The following is a 23,952-nucleotide window of genomic DNA, read 5'->3' as shown; positions in this document are numbered from 1 at the left end:
CGCCCGCCGCGTCGGGAGCGGGATAGGTCCGCGGGCAGGGGCGGCGATGGGCGGGAGAGATACTGGGGGATGATTATTTCGTGGGGGATTGCGATGCGGCGTACCACGCAGGGCCCCGCCCTTCGCCCGTCCACCGCGCCCTTTCCCGGATGACGGCGGCGAAGCGGAGGGAGATCCGCGAAAGGGGTGGGAGGCACCCGGCCCTTCGTCTCCCCTGGCGCCTGCGGCAGGCCGCGCTAAGTTCCGGGCCGTGCCGAAAGCGCGCCTCTCAGACCGCGCGGCATCGTCCGGAGGATCCCCGTCATGCGTCCGACCCTGCTCCTCGCTGCCGCCCTCGCTCTCGCCGTCGGGCCGGCCGTCGCGCAGGGCATCCGCAACGCCCCGCCGCCGCGGGCGCTGGAGACGGCGGCCTACGTGTTCGCGGCGGCCAATGTCTGCGGCTACCGCATCGGCGCGGCGCCGTTCGAGGCGCTGCTGGCGCGCTATCAGGTGACGATCGACGACGTGCGCCCACCCCGCGGCCCGTTCGGCGCCAAGGTGCAGACGATCTTCACCCTGATGTCGAACCAGATGATGCAGAACCGGGACGCCGCCTGCCTGGCGGTGGCCGGCGAGTACGGCCCCGAGGGCAAGATCGTCCCGGGCATCCTCCTGCCGGCCGACGCGAGCCCGGCCCCGAAGCAATAGGACGACATCGATGAGCGACGAGGCCCGCCTGCCGCACGGGCGCTACGCCTACAGCCCCCTGCCGCGCCGTCCCGCCTACGACTGGCCCGGGGGCAAGCGGCTGGCGGTCTACCTCGCCCTCAACGTCGAGTGCTTCGATTTCGGCGGCGGGCTCGGGGCCGAGCTGGCGCCGGGCGGGCCGCAGCCCGACGTGCTGAACTACGCCTGGCGCGACTGGGGCAACCGCGTCGGGGTCTTCCGCCTCGCCGAATTGTTCGATGAACTGTCGCTGCCGGCCTCGATCCTGGTCAACAGCCGCATCTACGCCGAATGCCCCGGCCTGATGGACGTCTTTCGCGATCGCGGCGACGAGGTGGTGGGGCACGGCCGCAGCAATGCCGAGCGCCAGGGCACCCTGCCGGAGGACGAGGAACGGGCGCTGATCGCCGAGGCGACCGCCATCCTGACGCGGGAAGCGGGAAAGCCCCCGGCGGGCTGGCTCGGGCCCTGGATCTCCCAGAGCCGCACGACCCCGGACCTGCTGGCGGAAGCCGGCTACCGCTACCTCCTCGACTGGTGCCACGACGACCAGCCGACCTGGTTCTCAACCCGGGGCGGCGGGCGCCTCCTCTCGGTACCCTACCCGCAGGAGTTGAACGACATCCCGTCGATCGTCGGGCGCAAGGATTCGGGAGGGCAGTTCGCCGAGATGATCGTCGACACCTTCGAGGAGATGCGGACGGCGTCGTCCGCCGCGCCGCTGGTGATGGGCATCGCGCTCCACCCCTACCTCGTCGGCCAGCCGCACCGGTTGCGACCCTTGAGGCGGGCGCTGGCGCATATCGCGTCGCATCGTGACGAGGTGTGGATCACCCGGGCGGGGGACGTCGCGGATCACGCGATGGGGTTGCCGGAGGGGATGGTGCCGGGGTGATGCCCCGTTCGCTCGAGCCGACGCTTCCGGATGCGACGCGGGAAATCCCCCCTCCCCGCCCGCGGGGAGAGGGAATGCGCATTGCCGCCCGGTGAATGCGAGAATCAGCCACCGCCCCGCAGCAACCCCGCCAGTTCCTCCGCCAACCCTACGCTCTCCGTCGCCGGCAGGATCGCCCGGGCCCCGGCGAGACCCGCGGCCGCGATGACCGCGCGCGCGCCGGCCTCGACCGAGCAGATCACCGGCACGGAGACCTGCGGCTGCACCCGCTCGGCGAGGCCCGCCAGGGCCGCGCCGCCGAGCACCACCACGTCGGCGCCGTCGATCTCCGTGCAGTCGCGGCAGGCCTCGGCCAGGCGGCCGAGGGCGGCGTCGGGGTCGCGGGCGATCTCGCCGCCGGTGGGGGCGACGGTGCGGATGCCGGCGAGACGCTCGGAGAGGCCGAGCATCGCCACGAATTCGGTCAGCATCGGCTTCCACAGCACGCCGCCGGTGACGATGCCGATGCGGCGTCCCCGCGTGCAGGCGAGGTGCATCGCCCCTTCCGCCATGCCGACGACCGGCACCGGCGAGACTTCCTTGAGGGCGAGAAGCCCCGGATCGCCGAAGCAGGCGAGGTAGACCGCGTCGCAGCCGGCGACGTTGGCGGCGAGCGCGTCGAGGGCGGCATGGCCGGCGATCGCGGCGGCGGCGCGGCTCGCGATGTAGCGGGCGCCGAACCGGCCGGTCGCCGGCACGATCTCGGCCGGGATCAGGCGCCGCACATGCGTGGCCGCCTGCTCGGTGACGGAGGCGGTGGTGTTGGGATTGATCAGCAGGATGCGCAAAGACGGATGAACTCCTCGCGCATCCCGCGTACCACGCGGCTACTTCTCGACGAAGGCCTTCTCGATCACGTAGTGGCCGGCCTCGCCGTGGTTGCCCTCGACGTAGTCGGCGCCGGCGAGCAGGTCGCGGGTGTCGCGGATCATGTCGGGGCTGCCGCAGAGCATGAAGCGGTCGGCCTCCCGCGACATCATCGGCAGGCCGATATCCGAGAAGAGCTTGCCCGAGGTCATCAGGTCGGTGATGCGGCCGCGGTTGCGGAACGGCTCGCGGGTCACGGTCGGGTAATAGATCAGCTGGTCGCGGACCATCTCGCCGATCAGCTCGTGGTTCGGCAGCGTCTCGGTGATCGTCTCGCCGTAGGCGAGCTCCTGGACGTGGCGGCAGCCATGGACCAGGATCACCTTCTCGAAGCGCTCGTAGGTCTCCGGGTCCTTGATGATCGCCAGGAACGGCGCGAGGCCGGTGCCGGTGCCGAGCAGGTAGAGGTGGCGGCCGGGCATCAGGTTGTCGAGCACCAGGGTGCCGGTGGCCTTGCGGCTGACCACGATCGGGTCGCCGACCTTGAGGTGCTGCAGCTTCGAGGTGAGCGGGCCGTTGGCTACCTTGATGGAGAAGAACTCCAGCTCGTCCTCGTAATTGGCGCTGACCACGCTGTAGGCGCGCAGGAGCGGCTTGGCGCCCTCGCCCTTGAGGCCGATCATGGTGAACTCGCCGTTGCGGAAGCGGAACGACGGGTCGCGGGTGGTGCGGAAGCTGAAGAGCGAGTCGGTCCAGTGGTGGACGGACAGGACGCGCTCCTCGTTGAAGTTGCTCATCGTGCCAGGAATCCTGAAGGCGTTCGACGGGTCGACGGTTCTCGGTTTGGGAGCGGTCATCTCGCAGGTGCGGCATCGCCGTCAAGGCGTCGCCGCACAAGCGGGGTCTGCGTGGCCGTCAAGCCGCAGGGAAAACCGTCTGTTCTTCGGAATGCTTCCAGAGCATTTCCGGTCGACGTGGATACCGGTTCGTCGCGGCAAAGGCGGCAAAACCGAGGGATCGAGGACTCACGCCATGCCGGTCGCGTCCGCCACCAGATGCAGGGTGGCGCGAAGCCCCGTCATCAGCCCGGCCTCGTCGACGCGGAAGCGCGGCGAGTGGTTGGGCGCCGCCTTGGCGGGGTCGGTGCCCGGCGCCGTGATGCCGACGAAGTAGAAGAAGCCGGGGGCCTCGCGCGCAAAGTAGGGGAAGTCCTCGCTCGCCATGGCGGGATCGACGAGGCGCGCCTGCTCGCCGAAGAGGCGCGTCAGCGTCGGGGCGGAGCGCGCGGAGAGCGCAGCGTCGTTGTGGAGCGGCGGATAGCCGTTCTCGTCCCAGGTCACCTCGGCCTTGCCGTTCATGCCGGTGGCGATCGACTGGGCGATCTCGGTGACGCGGCGCTTGGCGGTGGCGCGCTGCGTCTCGCCGAAGGTCCGCAGCGTGCCCTCGAGCTCGGCGGTCTCCGGGATGATGTTGTTGCGCAATCCCCCCTTGAAGATGCCGACGCTGAGCACCGCGGGGCTGCGCGCGACGTCGGTCTCGCGGCTGACGACGGTCTGGAGCGTCGTGACGATGGTCGAGCCGATCACGATCGGGTCGACGCCGTTCCACGGCATCGCGCCGTGGGTCTGGCGCCCGGTCACCTTGATCTGGAACCGGTCCGACCCCGCCATGGCGTTGCCGGGCCGGTAGCCGACGCTGCCCACCGGCAGCGCGCTCGAGACGTGCAGGCCGAACACCATGTCGGGCTTCGGGTCGCGCATCGCGCCCTCCTCCACCATCAGGCGGGCGCCGGAGACGCCCTGCCCGACCGTGCCCTCCTCGGCCGGCTGGAACAGCAGCTTGATCGTGCCGGGCAGGCGGGCGCGCTGCGCGCCGAGCACCTGGGCCGCCGCCATCAGGATCGCCACGTGGCAATCGTGGCCGCAGGCATGCATCACCCCGACCTCCTGGCCGCCCCACTCGGCCCGGGCCTTCGAGGCGAAGGGCAAATCGACCTCCTCGCGCACCGGCAGCGCGTCCATGTCGGCCCGCAGCGCCACGACCGGACCCGGACCGCCGCCGCCCGTCAGCACCGCGACCACGCCGGTGCGGCCGACGCCTTCCTTCACCTCGTAGCCGAGGCCGCGCAGGTGCCGGGCGACCAGGGCGGCGGTGCGGTGCTCGCGGTTGCCGAGTTCCGGGTTGGCGTGGATGTCGCGCCGCCAGGCGATCATCGCCGCCTCGACCTCGCGCGCCGCAGCGTCGAGATCGCCGTGGACCGGCCGGGCGGGGGCCGCCGCATCCGCGGCCTGGGCCGGGGCCGTCCGGGGCAGGAAGGCCAGGGCCGCGCAGGTGCAGGCGCCCCTGAGCAGCGCCCGCCGCCCCGGCGCGACGCCGTCCCCGGCGACGCTCTCCGCCCGAAACCCTCTCGCCTTGCGCAGCCCGATGCGAAGCATGGCGGTCCTCCCCGTGCCGGCCCGCCGGAGCCTCGCCGACGGGACATTCGATCTCGCCCCACGATAGACCCGGTCCGGGGTCGGGGCCAGGGACGGCAGGCGGATCGGACGGCCGGCGGCTTGCGTGCCGCCCGCCCCGCGGCCATGACAGGCCATCATACGCCCTGCCCGTTTAAGCCCGAGGCTCGCACGATCGGGGCGGCGATGATCTGGAGCGAGCCCAGCACCAAGTCGCACAGGGATCCCGAGATCGATCCGGGCTGGGCGCTCTTCGCCGGTACCCTCGATTGCGCGGCGCGAGCCCTGAAGGCGGAAGCGCCGCACCTGCCGACGGTTCCGGGCGGCATCTCGCCGGTCGACCCGACCTTCATCCGCCCGCTCGACGGGAGACGCGCCCTCGACCACGTCGACGTGGTGGCGGTGCACGGCTTCCCGCTCGGCTGGAACCTGTGGCAGATCGACGAGCGGCCGGCCAAGCTCACCGAGATCCGGGCGGTGACGTCGAGGCCGATCTGGGTCACCGAGGCCGGCGTCTCGACCTTCGGCGCCGAGGAGGCGCCGGTCTTCGGGGTCGACCGCACCGCCGAGCGGCCGGTCGGCCGGGCGCCGCGCATCCACCGGTACAGCCTCTACGGCCTGCCGCAGGCCTGGGGCGCCACAACAAGGCACAGGGAGGCGGAGGGCTCCTCGTACGACCGGCACTTCGACATGGGGGCTGGTGCGCGAGGACGGGACGCCGACGCCCGCGCTGGCGCATTTCGCCCGTCGCACCCCGGCCCTGGGCCTGGGCCAGTGGTTCCATTATCAGGATCACCGCCTCGACGAGGCGGTGGCCTGGATGCGGCGGCTCGGGGTGACGTATCTCCGCACCGGCCTGTCCTGGGCCGATTCGTTCCGGCCGAACGCCCTCGACTGGTTCGACCGGCAGATGCAGGCCCTGGCGGAGTTCGACGTGACCGTGACCTTCTGCTTCCCCCCCGAGCACCGGGGCATCGCCCCCCACCACGCCAGCCCGCCGCAGGTGAAGGAGGAATTCGCCGAATCCTGCGCCGCGATGATCCGGCCCGGGCCGGCCCTCGGGCCGCAACCGGCGATCTGAAGGCCATGATTCGCCTCGCCCCGACCTCGCCGGCCGCTGAAGCTTTCCTGGCGGCCCTCGCCGACCCGGCCTGCGGGCCGGTTCCGGCGCACGACGCCGCCCTCGTGGTCGCCCATCCGGACGACGAGAGCATCGGCTGCGGCGCGCAGCTGCCGCGGCTCTCCGGCCTCACGGTGATCCACGTCACCGACGGCGCGCCCCGCGACGGACGGGACGCGGCAAGGCACGGCTTCCCGGATCCGGCCGCCTACGCGGCGGCCCGCGCGACGGAACTCGACGCGGCGCTGACGCTCGCCGGCATCGCCGCGGAGCGGCGCATCGCCCTCGGGCATCCCGACCAGGGGGTGGCGGAGATCATCGCGGCCCTTGCCCGGCGCCTCGCCGGCCTGTTCGCGGAGCGCGGCATCACGGTGGCGCTGACCCACGCCTGCGAGGGCGGCCACCCGGACCACGACGCCGTGGCTCTGGCCCTCCAGGGTGCCCGCCGGCTCCTCGGGCCGGATCGCCTCGCGGTGATCGAGATGCCGTTCCACCATGCCGGCCCCGACGGGCCGGAGGCCGGCAGCTTCCTGCCCGCGGACCCGCCGCGGCGGGCGATCGCCCTCCATCTCGACCCCGAGGATTGCGCCTTCAAGGCGGAGCTGTTCGCCGCCCATGCCAGCCAAACGGCGTCCCTGAACCTTTTCCCGATCGCGCTGGAGCGTTTTCGCGAGGCGCCCGATTACGATTTCGGCACCCTGCCGAATGGCGGGCGGCTGCTCTACGAGGCCTGGGGGCTGGGGCTCGACGGGGCACGGTTCCGGGATCTGGCGGCGGCGGCAGGACGGGAGATCGGCGCCACGAGCGAGTGACCGGCTTCGGTCTGATACGAAATCCGGACGATGACTTCCGGATTTCGTATCACCAGCCCGCGCGGCGCCCGAGCGAAACCGCTGTCCGCGTTACGACGCAATCAGTCGGAAAGCGTATGACGCGCTTTATTCTGGAAGACTTGTACCGACTTTCAATGCCCTGCCCCGGCCGGCATCGCGCGGTAATACGCGATCACATCCCGGTAATCCTGGTCGACCGGCGTCACCGGCACGACGAGGCGCAAGGACAGGCCCGCGAGAGCGGTGAGCAGGGCGAGGACGAGGCAGGCGCGCAACGACATGACCGGGCGGTGCCAGAAACGCAGGCCCGCGTAAAGCCGGACGGCGCAAACGGGTACGGCCGGGCCGGTCGACGGTCCTTGGCGGAGCGAGGGGGCGGAGCTCAACCGAGGATCGCGACCGGCCCGGCCGCATGTCCATCAACCTACCGGACGAGTGATGAATGTCAACATTCGTCACTCGCCAGCCACCGGTTTCCGGTGCCCGGTGTGCGTCAGCGCACAAAGTCGGTCCCGGCCCCGATTTTGCCCGAGACCTAGGGTTCTGATCGGCGCGACGCATCGGCCGTCCGGTTTCGGGAGTGTTCGTGAGGCATGTCGCCGGGGTCGCGCCCGTGACGCTGCGGCGAGGCTGCGCGCGCCTTGCACCGCTCCTGCTGGCTTGCGCCGGCGCACCGGCGGCGGTCGCGGAGACCGGGCTCGACGATCTCGAGACCCGCTGGCACGCCTGCGTGCGCCAGGCCTTCTCCGGCCAGCCTCCCGGCCTGGAGCGGCGGGCGGCCCAGCGCGCGGCGCTCGCCGCCTGCAAGGCGCAGGAGGACGCCTACGTCCACGCGATGCTGGCGGCGCAGGAGGCGGAAGCCACTGTTCAAACGTCGGCGCGGGCGACCCGGGGCGTCGTCGCGCGGGCCAGGGACTGGGTGCTCGCCGCGGCGGGTTCGGCGCGGGCGACCGTGGGCGGGGTGATCGACCGGCTGCGCCGGTGAACCGCGTCGCTCCGGCCCCGTTGAGAGCCTGAGACCCCGCCGCCGATATCCTACCCGACCGTCCGGAGATTCGCCATGCGCGCCGCCCTGCTCTCCTTCGCCGCCCTGCTGGCCGCCGCGCCCGCCCTCGCCCAGCAGCCGGCCTCCGGTCCGGCGGTCGGATTCCTCACCCGGCCGGAGCCCGGCAGCCTGCGGGCCTCGAAGCTCGTCGGCGTCAAGGTGATCGGCATGGACCACGTCCGGGTCGGCGAGATCGAGGACGTGCTGCTCACGGAGGACGGCCGGGTGCGCGCGGTGGTGATCGGCGTCGGCGGGTTCCTGGGCATCGGCCAGAAATCCGTGGCGGTGCCGTTCGATACGCTGGCCTGGAACACCGGCCGCACCGCCGCCGAGGCGCCGCCCTCCCACACCACGCCGGACCGGGCGCCGGGCGATGCCGCGGCCCGGACCGCCGGCCCGCAGACCATGCCGGGCGCCCAGGTGACCGACCAAGCCCTCGCCGCCGTGCCGGAGAAGCGCAGCGGCACCGTCGACGACGCCACCGGCTCGGTCGCGGCACCCGAGCCCCGGGGCCGCGCCACCGTGCTGGCGACCGGCGACGGCACGGTGGCGGAGGCCGAGGTGCGGCTGACCAAGGTACAGCTCCAGGCGGCACCCGACTTCAAGTACGAGGCCGCCCGCTGAGCGACGCCCCGCACTGGCGCCCCTTGCGGGCGCCGGACCTCCCCGCCGCCTCGGACCTCGCCGCGCGCATCCATCCGGACTACCCGGAGGACGATGCGGTGATGGCCGAGCGCCTGCGCCTGTGCCCCGGGGGCTGCTTCGCCCTGACGGGCGGCGGTATCCTGCTCGGCTACGCGGTCGGCCATCCCTGGCGGGCGCGGTCGGTGCCGGACCTCGACACGCGGGTGGGCGCCCTGCCCGAGCCGGCGGAGGCCTGGTGCATCCACGACGTCGCGCTGGCCCCCCAGGCCAGGGGCCGCGGCGCGGCCGCCGCGGTCGTCGGGCTGATGCTGCGCGAGGCGGCGCGCCGCCGCCTGCAAGAGGCGGTGCTGGTCGCGGTCGGCGATGCCGCAGGCTTCTGGCGCCGCCACGGCTTCCGGCCGATCCCGCAGGCTGCGCCCCCGGGCTACGGCGGCGGGGCGGCCCTGATGGTGCGGGCGATCCCCACGCCCGCCGATGCCGGCTGACGAGGCGGCGGCGGTCGCGATGTGACCACGCTGTCGCACTGCGCCATTCGCCTCTCCGGGGCATCTGGCCGTGGGAGAACCCTGCGCCACCTAGCCTAGCATCGTTCCGAACAGGGCGGCCACGGCATGGCGAGGACGGCGTGCGAAGCGTGATTTCCGTCTCGGGCCCAGGATGCCCCTCCGAGGGACGTCCCGCCGGGGGATGCCCGGCCGAACGGGGCCGGGCGCGCGTCCAGGGCGGGGCCTGACGCCGTGCGTCAGCTCTTCGCACCGGGCGCCGACGCCCTCCTGCGTCTCGCCCTCCTCACCGGTGCCGCCTGCCTGGCGGCCCTGCCGGTGGTGGGGGCCGGGCTCGTGCGCTCCTCGTACGTCACCGGCGTCGGGGTGGCGCCGGCCCAGCCGGTGCCGTTCAGCCACAAGCATCATGCGGGCGAGCTGAAGATCGACTGCCGCTACTGCCACACCACGGTGGAGACCCAGGCCACCGCCGGCATCCCGCCGACCCATACCTGCATGACCTGCCACACGCAGATCTGGTCCGGCTCGGAGATGCTGGAGCCGGTGCGGGCGAGCTACGCCAAGGACCAGCCCCTGGTCTGGACACGCCTGAACAAGCTGCCGGGCTACGTCTACTACAACCACTCGGTCCACGTGACCAACGGCATCGGCTGCTCGACCTGCCACGGCAGCGTGACCGACATGCAGCTCACTTACCGGGCCAACGCCTTCGAGATGAGCTTCTGCCTCGATTGCCACCGCAACCCCGAGAAATACGTGCGGCCGAAGGACCAGATCCTCAACATGACCTGGAGCCCGCCGGCGAACCAGGCCGAGATCGGGCCGGAACTGGTGCGCCAGTACCATATCCGCGGCGGCGAGCGGCTGACCGAATGCGGGATCTGCCACCGATGACCGACGACATCGGCGCGCTCCGCGCCCGCCTCGCCGCCGGCGACGGCCCGGCCTTCTGGCGCAGCCTCGACGCGGTGGCGGATTCGCCCGAGTTCCGGGCCTTCCTCGACACCGAGTACCCGGCCGCCGCCCGGCTCGCCGCCGCACCCGACCGGCGCGGCTTCCTCAAGCTGATGGCCGCCTCCTTCGCGATGAGCGGGCTCGCCGCCTGCGGACAGCCGGACGGGCGCAGGCAAGAGATCCCGTATGTCCGCCAGCCCGAGCGGATCGTCCCGGGGGCGCCGCTCGTCTACGCCTCCGCCGCGCTGACGGACGGCTTCGCCAACGGCATCACGGTCACCACCCGCAACGGCCGCCCGCTCAAGATCGAGGGCAATGCCGAGCATCCCTGGAGCCGCGGCGGCACCGACGTGTTCGGACAGGCCTCGGTGCTCGGGCTCTACGACCCGTTCCGGCTCCAGACGCCGCAATATCTCGGCCGGCCGAGCGCCTGGCAGGCGTTCCGGGCCGCGATGACCGGGCGGTTCGCGGCGCTGAAGGCGGCCGACGGCGGACGCGGCTTCCACCTCGTCACCGGTCCGGTGACCTCGCCGTCGCTCGCCGCCCAGATCGCCGCGATGCGCCGCGACTTCCCGGGGATGCGCTGGCACGTCTCGGCCCCCACCGGGCGCGACGCGCTCTACGACGGCGCCCGCCTCGCCTACGGCCGGCCGCTCGAGACCCGCTGGCGCTTCGATCAGGCCCGGGTCGTCGTCTCGCTCGACGGCGACCTGCTCGATCCCGGTCCCGGCCAGGTCGGGCAGGCCCGGGACTGGATCGAGGCCCGCCGCAAGGCCGCCGCCGCGGGACGGCTCCTCGCCCTCCACCATGCCGGCCCGAGCCCGAACCTGACCTCGGCCAAGGCCGACGCGCCGCTCGGCCTCGGCTCGGACGGGCTGGATCACCTCGTGCGCGACCTCCTGGCCCAGGCCGGAGGCGGCGCGCCCTCGACCGGCGACGGCCCGGCCGCGTCCTGGCGCGACAAGGCCTTCGCGGCGCTGAACGGGGCGCGGGGCAGCGGCATCGTCCTCGCCGGCGCGCAAGGAGGGCCGGAGCTGCTGGCCCAGGTCCACCGCCTCAACGGGGCTTTGGGCAATACCGGCCGCACGGTGTTCCACACCGCTCCGGTGCCGGTGCTCGAGCCTGAGCCCCTGTCGGCCCTCGCGGAGGCGATGCGCCGGGGCGAGGTGCAGGCCCTGGTGATGCTCGACGTCAACCCGGTCTACGACGCGCCCGGCGACCTCGGCTTCCTGGAGGCCTTGGGTCGGGTGCCGCTCAAGATCCATGCCGGGCTCTACCAGGACGAGACCGCGTTCCACTGCGACTGGAACCTGCCGCTCGCCCACCCGCTCGAAGCCTGGGGCGACGCCCGCTCCCTCGACGGAACGGTGACGCTGATCCAGCCGACGATCCGCCCGCTCTATGACGGCCGCTCAGGTCCGGAAATCCTGTCGATCCTGACCGATGCCGAGGCGAAGGACGGGCGCGCCCTCTTCGACGCCCACTGGCGCCGGCCGGACGAGACCGAGGCTGCGTGGACCGCCCGGCGCGAGGCGTTCCTGCAGGCCGGTTTCCTGGCCGGCACGGCGCTCGCGCCCGAGACCGTCGGCGCCGCCTTGCTGGCCGCCCCGGCCACGGCCCGCCCCGCCCCCTCGCCGGCCGGGCCCGCACGGCGGGTCGAGGTGCTGTTCCGGCCCGACGCGACCGTGTGGGACGGCAGCCTCGCCAACCTCGCCTGGCTGCAGGAGCTGCCGAAGCCCCTCACCAAGGCGGTATGGGGCAACGTGATCGCGGTGAGCCCCGCACTCGCCGAGCGCGAGGCGCTGGCGCAGGGCGACGTCGTCGCGCTGGAGGCCGAGGGGCGGCGGATCGAGGGGCCGGTCTGGATCCTGCCGGGCCAGGCCGAGAATTCCGTCACGGTCGGCCTCGGCTACGGCCGCCGGATCCCGGAGCAGCTCGCCGACGGGCTCGGCTACGACGCCTATCCGATCCGCCCCGGCGCCACGCCCTGGCGCCTGGCCGAGGCGACGCTCGCCACGACGGGCCGCAAGGCGCCGCCGGTGACGACGCAGGATCACGGCACCATGGAGGGGCACGACTTCATCCGCGTGCAGGCGGTCGGCGCCACGGCGCCGGTCGTCTCCCGCGAGGCCCTGCCCTCGCTCTATCCTCCGGCCCCGACCTCGCCCGGCGGGCGCTACGGGACCGAGCGCGCCTGGGGCATGGTGATCGACCTCGATGCCTGCATCGGCTGCAACGCCTGCGTCACCGCCTGCCAGTCGGAGAACAACATCCCGGTCGTCGGCAAGGAGGAGGTGGCTCTCGGCCGCTGGCTGCACTGGCTGCGGATCGACCGCTACTACGAGGGCGGGCTCGACACCCCGAAGACCCACTTCATGCCGGTGCCCTGCATGCATTGCGAGCAGGCGCCCTGCGAGGTCGGCTGCCCGGTGGAGGCGACCGTCCACGACCGCGAGGGGCTGAACCTCATGGTCTACAATCGCTGCGTCGGGACGCGGGCCTGTTCGAGCTACTGCCCGTACAAGGTCCGGCGCTTCAACTACCTCGACTATTCCGGCGACATGGCACCGGTGCAGCAGCAGCAGCGCAACCCCGAGGTCACGGTCCGGGCCCGCGGCGTGATGGAGAAATGCACCTACTGCGTGCAGCGCATCGCCGCGGCGCGGATCGACGCGACCAGGGGCGACCACGCGCCGATCCCCGACGGCGCGGTCGAGACCGCCTGCCAGGGCGCCTGCCCGACCCGCGCCATCACCTTCGGCGACCTGCGCGACGCGGGCAGCCACGTCGCTGTCGCGGCGGCCGACCCGCGCAATTACGGCCTGCTCGCCGAGCTCAACACCAAGCCGCGCACCACCTACCTCGCCCGGCTGGTCGAGCAGGCCGCCGGGGATCCCGCCGCGAAGCCCGGGAGCACCCTGTGAGCGGCGCCCTGAATCCCCGCGCCGGACTCCTCGGCGCCGGCGAGGATTTCGCCTCGATCGGCCGCGCCGTCACCGGCGCCTCGGCCCGCACCCGCTCGCGGGCGTGGTGGATCGCCTTCGCGGGGGCCTGCGGGCTCCTGGGCGTGTTCGCCTCGGCGCTGACCTGGCTGCTGCTGAACGGCGTCGGGATCTGGCACAACAACAACCCGGTCGTCTGGGCGCTCGACATCGTCGCCTACGATTGGTGGATCGGCATCGCCTGCGGGGCGCTGCTCACCTCCGCGACCTTGCGCCTCTCCGGCACCGCCTGGCGCTCCGGCATCGACCGGATCGCCGAGACGACGGCGATCCTGGCCGCCGCCGCCGCCGCCCTCTACCCGATCATCCATCTCGGGCGGCCCTGGGTGTTCTACTGGACCCTGCCCTACCCCAACACCCTGGCGCTCTGGCCGCAATTCCGCTCGCCGCTGGTCTGGGACGCGGTCGACATCGTCAGCTTCCTGGGGGTGTGCCTGAGCCTGTGGTATGTCGGGCTGCTGCCCGACTTCGCGGCCTTGCGCGACCGCGCCTTCGAGGCGGTGCAGGGCGAGATCCGAGACGCCGAGGCGGGCCGCGGCCGGCGCCGGCGGCTGACGCTCCTGAAGGCGCAGGCCTACGGCATCCTGGCGCTCGGCTGGCGCGGGGCCTCGACGCACTGGGAACGCTGGCTCCTCGCCGTCCACACCCTCTCCCTTCTCGCCCTGGTCCTCGTCGTCTCGCTCCAGACCGGGGCCTCGGTGATGCTGTCCGGCTCGGTGCTGCCGGGCTGGCACGACACCCTCCTGCCGGTCACGTTCCTGGCCGCCTCGCTCCTGTCCGGCGTCGGCGTCACGGCGGCGCTGACGGTGCTGGTGCGCCGGGCGCTCGGGCTCGAGGCGCTGATCACCGGGCGCCACATCGCCCTGCTGGCCCGGCTGATGCTGGCCCTCGGGCTCGCCTCGACCTACTGCTACGCCACCGAGATCTTCTCGAGCCTGCTCCACGGCGACGCCTACGACCGGGCGGTGCTGGTGCGGCGGCTGTCGGGCTCGCATGCCTGGGCGTTCTGGCTCATCGTGGTCTTCGCGCTGCTGCCGGTGCAGCTGTTCTGGTTCGCGAAGCTCCGCCATTCCGGCCTCGTCGTGGCGCTCGTCGGCGTCGCCGCGGCGATCGGCAGCTTCGGCGACCACTTCATGCTGCTGATCGTGACGCTCAGCCACGACTTCCTGCCCTCCTCCGCCCATCCGTACTCGATGGGCGCGTGGGGGCTGGCGACGCTGGCCGGCTCCGTCGGCCTGTTCCTGGCCCTGCTGCTCCTGGGCCTGCGCACCCTCCCGATGGTGTCGATCACCGAGACCAAGCGCTTCGCGGAGCGCCATCCGGACGGGCGGCCGAGCGGCGAGGCGGCGCCGACCCTCGCAGAGACCGCGGAGGCGCCGCTCTGGGGCGTGAGCGCCGAGTTCGACGATGCCGGCGACCTCGCCGCCGCCGTGAAGGCCCTGCAGGCGCGGGATTTCGGCGCCCGGATCGAGACCTACGGCCCGGTGCCGATGGGCCGCGCCGCCACCCTCCTCGGGCGCCCGGCCGGGATCCTGCCGCTGCTCGCCCTCGGCGCGGCGCTCCTGGGCTTCGTCGCCTTCATGGCGATGTGCCTCTACGCCAGCGGCGTCGACTACGTGTTCGACGTCGGCGGCCGGCCGCGCTTCTCGTGGCAGGCGTTCCTGGTGCCGAGCGTGTCCTTCGGCACGCTCTGCGGCGGCCTGACGACCGTGCTGTCGCTCCTGTTCCAGAACCGGCTGCCGCGGCTCAACCACCCGGCCTTCGCGATTCCCGGCTTCGTGCGGGCGAGCGAGGACCGCTTCTTCCTCGCCCTCGAGGCGGCCGGCCCCCGCTTCGATCCCGCCCGGATCGAGCAGGCCCTGGCACGGCTCCCGCAAGGGCGGCCCCTGACCGTCCGGAGGGTGCCGCTGTGACGCGCCTCGCCCGCCTCGTCCCGCTCGGCGTCTCGCTCACCCTCTCGCTGGCGGCCTGCGACCAGGCCAACATGGTGAGCCAGCCCAAGTCCAGGACCTGGGACAGCAACCCGTTCTTCCCGCAGAACCAGACGATGCGCCTGCCCGCCCCCGGCACCGTCGCCCGCGCTGCCCCGGACCGGCCGGTGCCGCAGCCGGCCTCCGCCACCCCGGCCCTGCTGGCGCGGGGCCAGGAGCGCTACGAGGTGTTCTGCACGCCCTGCCACGGCGCCGCCGGGCTCGGCGACGGCCTGATCGTGCAGCGCGGCTATCCGCGCCCGCCCGCCCTCGACGAGGCCCGGCTGCGCGCCGCGCCGGCCCGCCATCTCTACGATGTGATCGGCAACGGGAAGGGCAACATGCTCTCCTACGGCGCCCAGGTGCCGCCGGCCGACCGCTGGGCCATCGTCGCGTATGTCCGCGCGCTCCAGCTGAGCCAGGGTGCGACGCTGGCGAGCCTGCCGGCGGAGGACCAGGCCGAGGTCGCGGCCGCCGCCGGCCGCGCAGACGCGACCACCGCCGCTCAGGGAGCCGAGAGATGAGCCGCCGCCCGATCTCCCTGGTCCTCGGCGTGGCGGCGCTGGCGGCGTGCGCGCTCGCCGGGGCATCCGGCAGCCCGGTGATGCCGTCCTACCTCGCCGCCTGGCTGGTGCTGGTCGCCCTGCCGGCCGGCGCCCTGCCGCTGCTGATGGGGCTCGAACTCGCCGGCTTCTCCGCGGGCCCGATGGCGGCCTCCCTGCGCCGCCTGCTCGGCCTCCTGCCGATCGCCGGCCTGCTGCTGCTGCCGGTGCTGCTCAGCCTCGACGGCCTCTATCCGTGGGACCGGGGCGCTCCTCCGCGCACCGCCTTCGCCGCCGCGTGGTTCACCCCCGCCTTCTTCATCCTGCGCAGCCTCGCCTATCTGGCCGTCTGGCTCTGGCTCGCCGACACCTTCCGGCAGCCCGCGGCGGAGCCCGGCAGCCCGGCGGCGGGCAAGCGCCGGGGGCGCGCCGTCCTGGGCCTGATCCTCTACGCGATCACCGGCACCCTGGCGGCGGAGGATTGGGTGCAGTCGGCCGATCCCGGCCTCGCCTCGACCGCCATCGGCCTCCTCGTCATGACGATCCAGGCCGGCCTCGCCGTCTCGGCGGCGGCGCTGATCGCGGCGCGCGATTCCTCCGGCCGGCCCGGCCGCGACCAGCGCACCGCCGCGTCCTTCGCCGACCCGATCCTGGTGCTGCTGGCGATCTGGGGCTTCGTCCACACCGCGCAGTACCTCACCGTGTGGTCGGCCAACCTCCCCGAGGAGGCGCGCTGGTACCTCGCCCGCGACGGGGCGCTGGGCCGCCTCGGCGTCTGGCTCGGCGTCGGCGTGATGGTGCTCGCCGCCCTCGTCCTGGTGCCGCGCCGCAATGCCGGCCGGCCGGCGCTCCTCGCCGGCATCGCCCTCCTGATCCTCCTGCTCCATGCGGCCGAGATGTTCTGGCTCGTCACGCCGGGCTTCCGCGGCGCCTTCCGCTTCACCTGGGCCGACGCTCTCGCGGTGATCGGCGTGGTGGGCGTCGCCGGCGGCCTCTACGGCCCGGTGGATCGCCGCCTGCGGGGACGCGTCTCGTGAGCGACACCCCAAAGCCCGGCGGCCCGCTCTCGCTGCTCCCCGCCCTCGCGGCGGCGGGCCTGCTGCGGCTCTCCGGCTTCCGGCGCCCCGCCCCGCCGGCGCCGCAGGACGACGGCCCGCACAACCCGGGAGGGTTCGAGGAGGAGGATGTCGACGTCCGCCGCACGGCCTACGTGGTCGCGGGCCTCGCGGCCTCCGTCGCCGCCGCCATCGCGGCGGTGGGGCTGATGATGCACCTGTTCGGCGCCTGGCACAGCGCCGACACCCCGCCCCTCACCCCGCAGCAGACCGCGAAGGTGCAGCCGCCGCCACCCAACCTCCAGGGCGCGCCCTACGAGGACCTCGCCCGCCAGGAGGCGCGGGAGCGGGTCCAGACCACCACCTACGCTCCCCTGCCCGACGGGCGCGCCCGGATCCCGGTCGAGCGCGCGATGCGCCTGATCGCCGGCAAATCCCTCGATCCATCCCCCGAGCCCGCACCGGCGGCCGCCGGAGCCCCCGTTCGATGAACCCGACCGACCTCGCGCTCCAGCTCTGGCCGCCGGCCGCGTCCAGCACCGCGGTCGAGACCGACTGGCTGATCCTCGCCTTCACGGTCCTGACCCTGCTGCTGACGGTGCCGGTCTTCGTCGCCATCACATGGTTCGCGATCCGCTACCGCCAGGGCGAGGAAGCCGACCGCAGCCACGGCAACGTCCGCAGCGTGCTGATCGAGATCAGCTGGATGCTGATCCCGTTCCTGCTCACCCTGATCTTCTTCGTCTGGGGCGCCCGGTTGTTCTTCATCTCGAAGCAGGTGCCGGGCGACGCCATGGTGGTCGAGGCGATCGGCCGGCAATGGATGTGGAAGTTCCAGCACCCGACCGGCCAGTCCGAGATCAACGACCTGCACCTGCCGATCGGCCAGCCGATCAAGATCCGGATGATCAGCCAGGACGTGATCCATAACTTGTACTTCCCAGTATTCCGGATGCAGATGGCGACCCTGCCCGACCGCTACACCGAGATGTGGTTCAAGGCCGACCGCACCGGCACCTACCGGCTCTACTGCTCGGAATATTGCGGCACCGACCATTCGAAGATGGACGGGACGCTCACCCTGATGACCCAGGCCGATTACGCCGCCTGGTTGCAGAATTCCGGCGCGCAGCAGGGCGGCCAGGCCGGGGCCGGCCGCGTCGTCTACGAATCCTACGGCTGCGGCGCCTGCCACGATCCCGGCGCGAAGGTGCGGGCGCCCTCGCTCGCCGGCCTCTACGGCAGCGAGGTCAAGCTCGCCGACGGCCGCACCGTGACGGCCGACGAGACGTACCTGCGCGACAAGATTCTCAATCCGAACCGGCAGAAGCTCGCCGCTGACTACAAGCAGGTCATGCCGGCCTTCCGCAACGTGATCCCGCCCGACGACCTCGACCGTCTCGTCGCCTACCTGAAGAGTTCAGGCGCGACGGCGCAGCAGGAAGCCAAGCCATGAGCAGCGGCACCATCACCGACGGGCCGGCCCTGCGCGACCCTCACACCCCGGATTCCCGCCTCGGCCACGACGCGGATTACCTCCACGCCGAGCACACCCTGCGCTCGTGGTTCTTCACCACCGACCACAAGCGCATCGCGCTTCTCTATCTCGCCAGCATCACCGCCTTCTTCGTCATCGGCGCCGTCACGGCCGGGCTGGTGCGCCTCGCGCTGGTGGTGCCCGACGGGCAGGTCTTCACCAACGACACCTACAACAAGCTGTTCACGATCCACGGGGTCGTGATGGTGTGGTTCTTCCTGATCCCCTCGATCCCCGCCACCTTCGGCAACTTCCTGATCCCGCTGATGATCGGCGCGCGGGACCTCGCCTTCCCGAAGCTGAACCTCGCCTCCTGGTACGTGTTCATGACCGGCGCGCTGTTCACGCTGGCGAGCGTGATCTTGGGCGGCGTCGATACCGGCTGGACCTTCTACACGCCGCTCTCCACCGCCTTCTCGAACACCTGGGTGGTGCCGGCGCTGATCGGCGTCACCATCGTGGGCTTCTCGTCGATCCTGACCGGCCTCAACTTCGTGGTGACGATCCACACCATGCGGGCGCCGGGCATGACCTGGTTCCGGCTGCCGATCTTCGTCTGGACCCACTACGCCACCAGCCTGATCTTCCTGCTCGCCACCCCGGTCATCACCGTGGCGCTGATCCTGCTCATCGCCGAGCGCGCCTTCCATATCGGGGTGTTCGATCCGGCCTATGGCGGCGATCCGGTGCTGTTCCAGCACCTGTTCTGGTTCTACTCGCACCCGGCGGTCTACATCATGGTGCTGCCGGGGATGGGCGTGATCTCCGAGATCGTCCCGGCCTTCGCCCAGAAGAAGCTGTTCGGCTACAAGTTCGTCGCCTACGCGGCGATCGGGCTCGCCTCGGTGACCTTCTTCGTCTGGGGACACCACATGTTCGTCAACGGTCAGAGCGACTTCGCCAGCGTAGCGTTCTCGGTGCTCAGCTTCGCGGTGGCGGTGCCCTCGGCGGTCAAGGTCTATAACTGGACCGCGACGATCCACAAGGGCTCGCTCAAGCTCGACACGCCGATGCTCTACGCCATGGGCTATATCGGTCTGTTCGTCCTCGGCGGGCTCACCGGGCTCTACCTCGCGACCCTCGCCATCAACCAGCACGTCCATGCCACCTACTTCGTCGTGGCCCATTTCCACTACATCATGGTCGGCGGCACGGTGCTGGCCTTCCTCGGCGGGCTGCATTTCTGGTGGCCGAAGATCACCGGGCGGATGTATATCGAGGCCTGGGGCCGGATCTCCGCCTTCCTGATCTTCATCGGCTTCAACGTCACCTTCTTTCCGCAATTCATCCTCGGCTATCTCGGGATGCCCCGGCGCTACCACGTCTATCCGCCGGAATTCCAGTTCCTCAACATCCTGTCCTCGGCGGGATCGACCATCCTGGCGGTCGGCTACATCTTCCCGATGGTCTATCTCGTCTATTCGATCTGGTTCGGGAAGCGGGCGCCGGCCAACCCCTGGGACGCCAAGGGCCTCGAATGGACCGTGCCGTCGCCGCCGCCGGCCCACAACTTCCTCACCGAGCCGGTGGCGCCGAAAGTGCCCTACGACTACCCGCTCCAGGCGCGGGAGACCGGGAGGCAGCACTCGTGAGCATGGGCGCCGCCGAGACGCCTGTGGGCGTCAAGCTCGTCTCGCACTTCGCCACGGTGGAGCAGCAGAAGCGCGCCGCCGTGCTCGGCATGTGGGCCTGGCTGCTGACCGAACTCCTGCTCTTCGCCGGCCTGTTCCTCACCGCGCTCATCCTGCGCCTGCTCCACCCGGAGGCGGTGCAGGAGGCGGCGCGCCACCTCAAGTTCTGGATCGGCGCCACCAATACCGTGGTGCTGATCGGCTCCAGCCTGACCATGTCGGGGGCGATCCAGCTCTCGCGGCTCGGCTGGCCGCGCGGCATGGTGCGGTTCATGCTCGCCACCGCCGCGCTCGGCACGCTGTTCCTCGGCCTCAAGGGCTACGAGTACTACGCCGATTACCAGGAACACATGATGCCGTTCCTCGGCGACCGGCCCTACGAGCTGAAGGATTCGCCGCCCTCGCGGCTGTTCGTGAACCTGTACTACGTCGCGACCAGCCTGCACGGCCTCCACCTGATGACCGGCATCACCATCCTGCTGGTGATGACCTGGCAGGCGAGCCGGCCGGGTTTCCTGGCCGCGCACCAGAACCGGATCGAGATCTTCGGGCTCTACTGGCACTTCATCGACCTGATCTGGATCCTCGCCTTCCCGATTCTCTACGTGCTCAACCGGTAGGAGGCCCCCTCGTGTTCGGCACCGACGACGAGCGCCGCATCCTCTGGCGGCACATGCGCGAGCCCGTCCTGACGGCCGGCGCGCTCCTGGCGATGCTCGGGATCAACGTGGCTCTGGGCGCCACCCTCCCCTTCCCGCATGTGTGGATCGTCGAGCTTCTGGTGGCGAGCGCCATGGTGGTGACGATCCTGCTGTTCTCGATGGAGGTCCGCCACGAGCCGCCGCTGGTGAAGCTGTTCGCCGGCATCGGCTTCTTCTGGGTCGGCATCCTGTTCACGATGACGCTGGTGGATTACCTGTCGCGATCCTGACCCCATCGGCCTCGCCGCGGCCGCGCCGGCCTGCTACCACCGCTCCAGCCTTGCGGAGGATCGGCCCCGGACGCCATGCCCCCTGAGAAGAACGACGTCCAGATCCGGCGCCCCTCGGACCGGGCCCGCAAGTCGCTGCCGGTTCCCAATGCCGAGGACAAGATTCTCGATGCGGCCGAGTTCATCTTCGGGCATTTCGGCCTGCGCGGCGCCACCACGGCGCTGATCGCCAAGAAGGCGGGCATCGCCAAGGCGCATATCTATTACTACTTCAACGACAAGGAAGACCTCTACTGCGCCATCCTGGAGCGCGCGATGAAGCAATGGGCGCGCGACCTCGCGGCGCTCGACATGGAGTCCGATCTCGCGACGCTGCTGCGCGGCTACATTCACAGGAAGGTCGATTTCTCGCGCGACCACCCGTTCCTGTCGAAGATCTACGCGATGGAGATCATCAGCGGCGCGCCGTTCATCGGCGAGTTCATCGACAAGGTCTCGACGCCGCTCCTGATCGAGAAATGCGAGCGGGTGAGCGAGTGGGCGGCCCTCGGGCGGATCAATCCGATCAGCCCGGCCGACCTGTTCTTCTGCATCTGGGCGATGACCCAGGCCTATGCCGATTTCTCCGGCCAGATGGCGATCATGAAGCAGAAGCGCCAGCTTGAGGAGGCGGATTACGATGCCGCCAAGGCGACGATCGTGCAACTCGTCTTCGGCGGCCTCGGCTTGAACGCCGAGGCCTGACGGCCAAGCGTCACACCGACTGCGTCACCAGCCTGGGCTGGCGCTTCATCAGCAGGCTGTAGGTGACGTAACCGAGCCCGCAGCCGATGAACCAGGTGAAGTTGGCCAACCCCTCCAGACCCGGCACCACCGCGCAGAGCACCGGTACCAGCGCCGAGGGCACCACTGCCGTCACCGCCGCCACGTTGTAGCCGTTCTCGTACCAGTAGGCGCCGGCTGGCCCCATCACGTAGAGGTCGTCGACGATCACTTTCTGTTTCTTCACCGCGTAGAAATCGGCGATCAGGATGCCGAAGAGCGGGCCGATGAACGCGCCGAGCACGTCGAGCGTGTAGTGAATCACCGCCGGATTGTTGTAGAGGTTCCACGGCGTGATGAAGATCGAGCCCACGGCCGCGATCATCCCGCCCATCCGCCAGCTGATCGTCTTCGGGGCGACGTTCGAGAAGTCGAAGGCCGGCGAGACGAAGTTCGCCACGATGTTGATGCCGACGGTCGCCGTCATGAAGGTGAAGGCGCCGAGCACCACCGCGAAGGTGCTGTCGATCCGGCTCACCGTCTCGACCGGATCGGTGATCAGGTGGCCGAAGACCGGCAGGGTGCAGGAGGTGGTGACGACGGTCAGGATCGAGAAGCCGAGGAAGTTGACCGGCAGGCCCCAGAAGTTGCCGCGCTTGACCGCCGCGAAGGACTGGCCGTACCGCGAAAAGTCGCCGAAGTTCAGCATCGGGCCCGAGAAGTAGGATACGACGAGGGCGATGGCGTTGATCATCACCGGAACGGCGGCCCAGCCGGTATACCTCACCTCGCCGAGGGTGAGTCTGACGTTGTCGAGGCCGGCCCGGGCGACGAGGTAGACGGCGAGCGCGATCATCACGACGTAGACCGCGGGGCCGGCCCAGTCGATGAAGACCCGGATCGCCTCCATTCCGCGCCAGAACACCAGCGCCTGGAGCACCCAGAGCAGCATGAACGGGGCCCAGCCGAGGGTCGAGAGGCCGACGAAGCCGTGCCTCGTGACGTCCGCGTAAGGCGCGAGGTCGGGGAAGAACCGCAGCGCCACGATCATCAGGGCGCTCGACGCCAGGTAGGTCTGGATGCCGTACCACGCCACCGCGATCAGCCCGCGGATGATCGCCGGGATGTTCGCCCCCTTCACGCCGAACGAGGCGCGGCAGATCACCGGATAGGGCGTGCCCGAGACCTGGCTCGGCTTGGCGACGAGGTTGCAGAAGACCTGCACGATCACGATGCCGATCAGCAGGGCCAGCAGCACCTGCCAGCTGACGAGGCCGAGGGAGAACAGGCTGCCGGCGGTGACGTAGCCGCCGACGCTGTGCACGTCCGACATCCAGAAGGCGAAGATGTTGTAGGCGCCCCATGTCTGCTTGCGCAGGGGCGCCAGATCCGGGTTGACGAGATTCTCGTCGTAAGCCGGCTTGATGATGACGTCGCCGTGATCCGCCGCACCGGCCCCATTCGGAGCCGCCGTCGGGATGGTCGCCATGGGTCGTCTCCTCCGCTGTCGATTGGACGCGCGCGTGAGGCCGATCGGGTCGGCCCTGCCATGGCGTCGCAAGCAGCATGCCGGTTTTGAACGATTGGTCAAACTCTTTGAACGATGGGTCGGTGGCCGGTTTCGGGCATCGCCTGCCCGAAGGATAGGCAGCGTCGTTCACTCCCCGCTCACCGGCGCGGCGCTATAACGGCCTCCATGTGCGAATTGCTCGGCATGAGCGCCAACGTCCCGACCGATATCCGCTTCAGCTTCGCGGGCCTGGCGCGCCGCGGGGGCGAGACCGGCCCGCATCAGGACGGCTGGGGCATCTCGTTCTACGAAGGCCGCGGGAGCCGCAGCTTCCACGATCCGGAGCCGAGCGCCCGCTCGGAGATCGCCCGGCTGTTGCGGCGATACCCGATCAAGAGCCGGATCGTGATCGCCCATGTCCGCCGGGCCAATCGCGGCCGGGTGGCCCTGGAGAACACCCATCCCTTCAGCCGCGAATTGTGGGGCCGCACCTTCACCTTCGCGCATAACGGCCAGCTGAAGGGCGTGAAGCGCCTCAAGCTCGGGCGCTTCAAGCCCGTCGGCACCACCGACAGCGAGCACGCCTTCTGCTGGATGCTGGGGAAGCTCGAGGAGCGATGGAGCACGCTGCCGAAGCCGACCTGCCTCGACGGGGCGGTGCGCGAGCTCTGCGGCGAGCTGCACGGCCTCGGGGTGTTCAACATGCTCCTGTCGGACAGCCGCACGCTCTACGCCCATTGCGGCAAGCGCCTCTGCACCCTCACCCGCCGGGCGCCGTTCGGCACCGCGACGCTCATCGACGAGGATTGGCGGGTCGATTTCGCGGAAGAGACCACGCCCGACGACATCGTGACCGTGGTGGCGACCCGGCCGCTGACCCGCGACGAGAACTGGACCGACCTCGCCCCGGGCGAAGTGCTGGCCTTCCGCCTCGGCGTGCCGGACGGCGACGAGGCCGGGGCCGGCGCCGGGGGCTGAATCCGCACCGTGGCGTCGCGGCTCTATCCGTTACG

The 23,952-nt window shown here is 71.2% G+C and carries 23 protein-coding genes and 1 pseudogene; 19 read left to right on the top strand and 5 right to left on the bottom strand.

Annotation, left to right across the window (positions count from 1 at the left end; translation table 11 throughout):
* The first annotated feature begins 303 nt into the window (after window positions 1–303).
* The gene (locus G4G93_RS06725) at window positions 304–687 is read left to right on the top strand and encodes a hypothetical protein (RefSeq protein ID WP_206289576.1); all 384 of its coding nucleotides are present in this window, start codon (window positions 304–306) and stop codon (window positions 685–687) included.
* A 10-nt stretch (window positions 688–697) separates the two neighbouring features.
* On the top strand, window positions 698–1,600 hold the full coding sequence (locus G4G93_RS06720) for a polysaccharide deacetylase family protein (protein WP_165082474.1): 903 nt from the start codon (window positions 698–700) through the stop codon (window positions 1,598–1,600).
* A 104-nt stretch (window positions 1,601–1,704) separates the two neighbouring features.
* Here G4G93_RS06720 and G4G93_RS06715 read toward each other — a convergent pair whose 3' ends face one another.
* From G4G93_RS06715 to G4G93_RS06705, 3 genes are all read right to left on the bottom strand, one after another.
* The gene (locus G4G93_RS06715; protein ID WP_165082472.1) at window positions 1,705–2,427 is read right to left on the bottom strand and encodes an aspartate/glutamate racemase family protein; all 723 of its coding nucleotides are present in this window, start codon (window positions 2,425–2,427) and stop codon (window positions 1,705–1,707) included.
* Window positions 2,428–2,466: 39 nt separating this feature from the next.
* Window positions 2,467–3,243 carry a ferredoxin--NADP reductase gene (locus tag G4G93_RS06710; protein ID WP_165082471.1) on the bottom strand — a complete coding sequence of 259 codons (777 nt, stop codon included), beginning with the start codon at window positions 3,241–3,243 and terminating at the stop codon, window positions 2,467–2,469.
* Window positions 3,244–3,471: 228 nt separating this feature from the next.
* On the bottom strand, window positions 3,472–4,881 hold the full coding sequence (locus G4G93_RS06705; protein WP_165082469.1) for an amidohydrolase: 1,410 nt from the start codon (window positions 4,879–4,881) through the stop codon (window positions 3,472–3,474).
* A gap of 144 nt (window positions 4,882–5,025) precedes the next feature.
* Between G4G93_RS06705 and G4G93_RS06700 the strand changes: the two are divergent.
* Window positions 5,026–5,980: pseudogene (locus G4G93_RS06700) on the top strand (beta-xylosidase).
* Window positions 5,981–5,985: 5 nt separating this feature from the next.
* On the top strand, window positions 5,986–6,831 hold the full coding sequence (locus G4G93_RS06695; RefSeq protein ID WP_165082466.1) for a PIG-L deacetylase family protein: 846 nt from the start codon (window positions 5,986–5,988) through the stop codon (window positions 6,829–6,831).
* A gap of 152 nt (window positions 6,832–6,983) precedes the next feature.
* Here G4G93_RS06695 and G4G93_RS06690 read toward each other — a convergent pair whose 3' ends face one another.
* Window positions 6,984–7,133: a hypothetical protein gene (locus tag G4G93_RS06690; RefSeq protein ID WP_165082464.1), complete on the bottom strand. Its 150-nt coding sequence runs from the start codon at window positions 7,131–7,133 to the stop codon at window positions 6,984–6,986.
* A gap of 305 nt (window positions 7,134–7,438) precedes the next feature.
* Here G4G93_RS06690 and G4G93_RS35490 point away from each other — a divergent pair, with 305 nt between their 5' ends.
* The 14 genes from G4G93_RS35490 to G4G93_RS06620 all read left to right on the top strand — a co-directional run bounded on the left by G4G93_RS35490 (window position 7,439) and on the right by G4G93_RS06620 (window position 21,411).
* Window positions 7,439–7,837, top strand: a complete 399-nt coding sequence (locus tag G4G93_RS35490; RefSeq protein WP_206289575.1) for a hypothetical protein — start codon at window positions 7,439–7,441, stop codon at window positions 7,835–7,837.
* 75 nt (window positions 7,838–7,912) lie between these two features.
* Window positions 7,913–8,521, top strand: coding sequence for a PRC-barrel domain-containing protein (locus G4G93_RS06680; RefSeq protein ID WP_165082462.1), 609 nt, complete (start codon window positions 7,913–7,915; stop codon window positions 8,519–8,521).
* 23 nt (window positions 8,522–8,544) lie between these two features.
* Complete coding sequence (locus G4G93_RS06675; RefSeq protein ID WP_206289574.1) at window positions 8,545–9,027, top strand: GNAT family N-acetyltransferase; 483 nt, start codon at window positions 8,545–8,547, stop codon at window positions 9,025–9,027.
* Between the two features lie 252 nt (window positions 9,028–9,279).
* Window positions 9,280–9,939, top strand: coding sequence for a cytochrome c3 family protein (locus G4G93_RS06670; RefSeq protein ID WP_165082460.1), 660 nt, complete (start codon window positions 9,280–9,282; stop codon window positions 9,937–9,939).
* Complete coding sequence (locus G4G93_RS06665) at window positions 9,936–12,923, top strand: TAT-variant-translocated molybdopterin oxidoreductase (protein ID WP_165082458.1); 2,988 nt, start codon at window positions 9,936–9,938, stop codon at window positions 12,921–12,923. Before G4G93_RS06670 ends, G4G93_RS06665 begins: the two co-directional genes overlap by 4 nt.
* Window positions 12,920–14,914 (top strand): quinol:electron acceptor oxidoreductase subunit ActD, encoded by a 1,995-nt coding sequence (locus G4G93_RS06660; protein ID WP_165082449.1) that lies wholly within the window; start codon window positions 12,920–12,922, stop codon window positions 14,912–14,914. Before G4G93_RS06665 ends, G4G93_RS06660 begins: the two co-directional genes overlap by 4 nt.
* The gene (locus G4G93_RS06655) at window positions 14,911–15,495 is read left to right on the top strand and encodes a cytochrome c (RefSeq protein ID WP_312891760.1); all 585 of its coding nucleotides are present in this window, start codon (window positions 14,911–14,913) and stop codon (window positions 15,493–15,495) included. The genes G4G93_RS06660 and G4G93_RS06655 overlap by 4 nt, the downstream gene beginning before the upstream one ends.
* A complete protein-coding gene (locus tag G4G93_RS06650) occupies window positions 15,492–16,550 on the top strand; it encodes a hypothetical protein (RefSeq protein WP_165082447.1) in 1,059 nt (352 codons plus the stop codon). The genes G4G93_RS06655 and G4G93_RS06650 overlap by 4 nt, the downstream gene beginning before the upstream one ends.
* Window positions 16,547–17,059 (top strand): hypothetical protein, encoded by a 513-nt coding sequence (locus tag G4G93_RS06645; RefSeq protein ID WP_312891759.1) that lies wholly within the window; start codon window positions 16,547–16,549, stop codon window positions 17,057–17,059. The genes G4G93_RS06650 and G4G93_RS06645 overlap by 4 nt, the downstream gene beginning before the upstream one ends.
* A complete protein-coding gene (coxB, locus tag G4G93_RS06640) occupies window positions 17,056–18,024 on the top strand; it encodes a cytochrome c oxidase subunit II (RefSeq protein WP_165082445.1) in 969 nt (322 codons plus the stop codon). The genes G4G93_RS06645 and coxB overlap by 4 nt, the downstream gene beginning before the upstream one ends.
* Window positions 18,021–19,697: a cbb3-type cytochrome c oxidase subunit I gene (locus G4G93_RS06635; protein ID WP_165082443.1), complete on the top strand. Its 1,677-nt coding sequence runs from the start codon at window positions 18,021–18,023 to the stop codon at window positions 19,695–19,697. The genes coxB and G4G93_RS06635 overlap by 4 nt, the downstream gene beginning before the upstream one ends.
* Window positions 19,698–19,699: 2 nt before the next feature.
* On the top strand, window positions 19,700–20,356 hold the full coding sequence (locus G4G93_RS06630; protein ID WP_206289598.1) for a cytochrome c oxidase subunit 3: 657 nt from the start codon (window positions 19,700–19,702) through the stop codon (window positions 20,354–20,356).
* Window positions 20,357–20,367: 11 nt separating this feature from the next.
* Window positions 20,368–20,667, top strand: a complete 300-nt coding sequence (locus G4G93_RS06625) for an oxidase (protein WP_312891757.1) — start codon at window positions 20,368–20,370, stop codon at window positions 20,665–20,667.
* Window positions 20,668–20,742: 75 nt separating this feature from the next.
* Window positions 20,743–21,411, top strand: a complete 669-nt coding sequence (locus G4G93_RS06620) for a TetR/AcrR family transcriptional regulator (RefSeq protein WP_165082439.1) — start codon at window positions 20,743–20,745, stop codon at window positions 21,409–21,411.
* 10 nt (window positions 21,412–21,421) lie between these two features.
* Here G4G93_RS06620 and G4G93_RS06615 read toward each other — a convergent pair whose 3' ends face one another.
* Window positions 21,422–22,918, bottom strand: a complete 1,497-nt coding sequence (locus G4G93_RS06615) for an NCS1 family nucleobase:cation symporter-1 (RefSeq protein WP_165082437.1) — start codon at window positions 22,916–22,918, stop codon at window positions 21,422–21,424.
* A 207-nt stretch (window positions 22,919–23,125) separates the two neighbouring features.
* On the opposite strand from G4G93_RS06615, the gene G4G93_RS06610 reads away from it, so the two are divergent.
* The gene (locus G4G93_RS06610; RefSeq protein ID WP_165082435.1) at window positions 23,126–23,917 is read left to right on the top strand and encodes a class II glutamine amidotransferase; all 792 of its coding nucleotides are present in this window, start codon (window positions 23,126–23,128) and stop codon (window positions 23,915–23,917) included.
* The last annotated feature ends 35 nt before the right edge of the window (window positions 23,918–23,952 follow it).

This window comes from Methylobacterium sp. DB0501 (genome assembly GCF_011043735.1).
In the GTDB taxonomy this organism is placed as follows: Bacteria; Pseudomonadota; Alphaproteobacteria; order Rhizobiales; family Beijerinckiaceae; genus Methylobacterium; species Methylobacterium alsaeris.
The sequence above is the reverse complement of the archived record's forward strand: the minus strand, read 5'-3'. Positions and strand labels throughout refer to the sequence as shown.

Excerpts from the sequence above, each read along its gene's own strand:
- G4G93_RS06725 (WP_206289576.1), top strand. The coding sequence starts at position 304 with ATGCGTCCGACCCTGCTCCTCGCTGCCGCCCTCGCTCTCGCCGTCGGG.
- G4G93_RS06720 (WP_165082474.1), top strand. The coding sequence starts at position 698 with ATGAGCGACGAGGCCCGCCTGCCGCACGGGCGCTACGCCTACAGCCCC.
- G4G93_RS06710 (WP_165082471.1), bottom strand. The coding sequence starts at position 3,243 with ATGAGCAACTTCAACGAGGAGCGCGTCCTGTCCGTCCACCACTGGACC.
- G4G93_RS06705 (WP_165082469.1), bottom strand. The coding sequence starts at position 4,881 with ATGCTTCGCATCGGGCTGCGCAAGGCGAGAGGGTTTCGGGCGGAGAGC.
- G4G93_RS06695 (WP_165082466.1), top strand. The coding sequence starts at position 5,986 with ATGATTCGCCTCGCCCCGACCTCGCCGGCCGCTGAAGCTTTCCTGGCG.
- G4G93_RS06690 (WP_165082464.1), bottom strand. The coding sequence starts at position 7,133 with ATGTCGTTGCGCGCCTGCCTCGTCCTCGCCCTGCTCACCGCTCTCGCG.
- G4G93_RS06680 (WP_165082462.1), top strand. The coding sequence starts at position 7,913 with ATGCGCGCCGCCCTGCTCTCCTTCGCCGCCCTGCTGGCCGCCGCGCCC.
- G4G93_RS06665 (WP_165082458.1), top strand. The coding sequence starts at position 9,936 with ATGACCGACGACATCGGCGCGCTCCGCGCCCGCCTCGCCGCCGGCGAC.
- G4G93_RS06650 (WP_165082447.1), top strand. The coding sequence starts at position 15,492 with ATGAGCCGCCGCCCGATCTCCCTGGTCCTCGGCGTGGCGGCGCTGGCG.
- coxB (WP_165082445.1), top strand. The coding sequence starts at position 17,056 with ATGAACCCGACCGACCTCGCGCTCCAGCTCTGGCCGCCGGCCGCGTCC.
- G4G93_RS06635 (WP_165082443.1), top strand. The coding sequence starts at position 18,021 with ATGAGCAGCGGCACCATCACCGACGGGCCGGCCCTGCGCGACCCTCAC.
- G4G93_RS06630 (WP_206289598.1), top strand. The coding sequence starts at position 19,700 with ATGGGCGCCGCCGAGACGCCTGTGGGCGTCAAGCTCGTCTCGCACTTC.
- G4G93_RS06620 (WP_165082439.1), top strand. The coding sequence starts at position 20,743 with ATGCCCCCTGAGAAGAACGACGTCCAGATCCGGCGCCCCTCGGACCGG.
- G4G93_RS06615 (WP_165082437.1), bottom strand. The coding sequence starts at position 22,918 with ATGGCGACCATCCCGACGGCGGCTCCGAATGGGGCCGGTGCGGCGGAT.
- G4G93_RS06610 (WP_165082435.1), top strand. The coding sequence starts at position 23,126 with ATGTGCGAATTGCTCGGCATGAGCGCCAACGTCCCGACCGATATCCGC.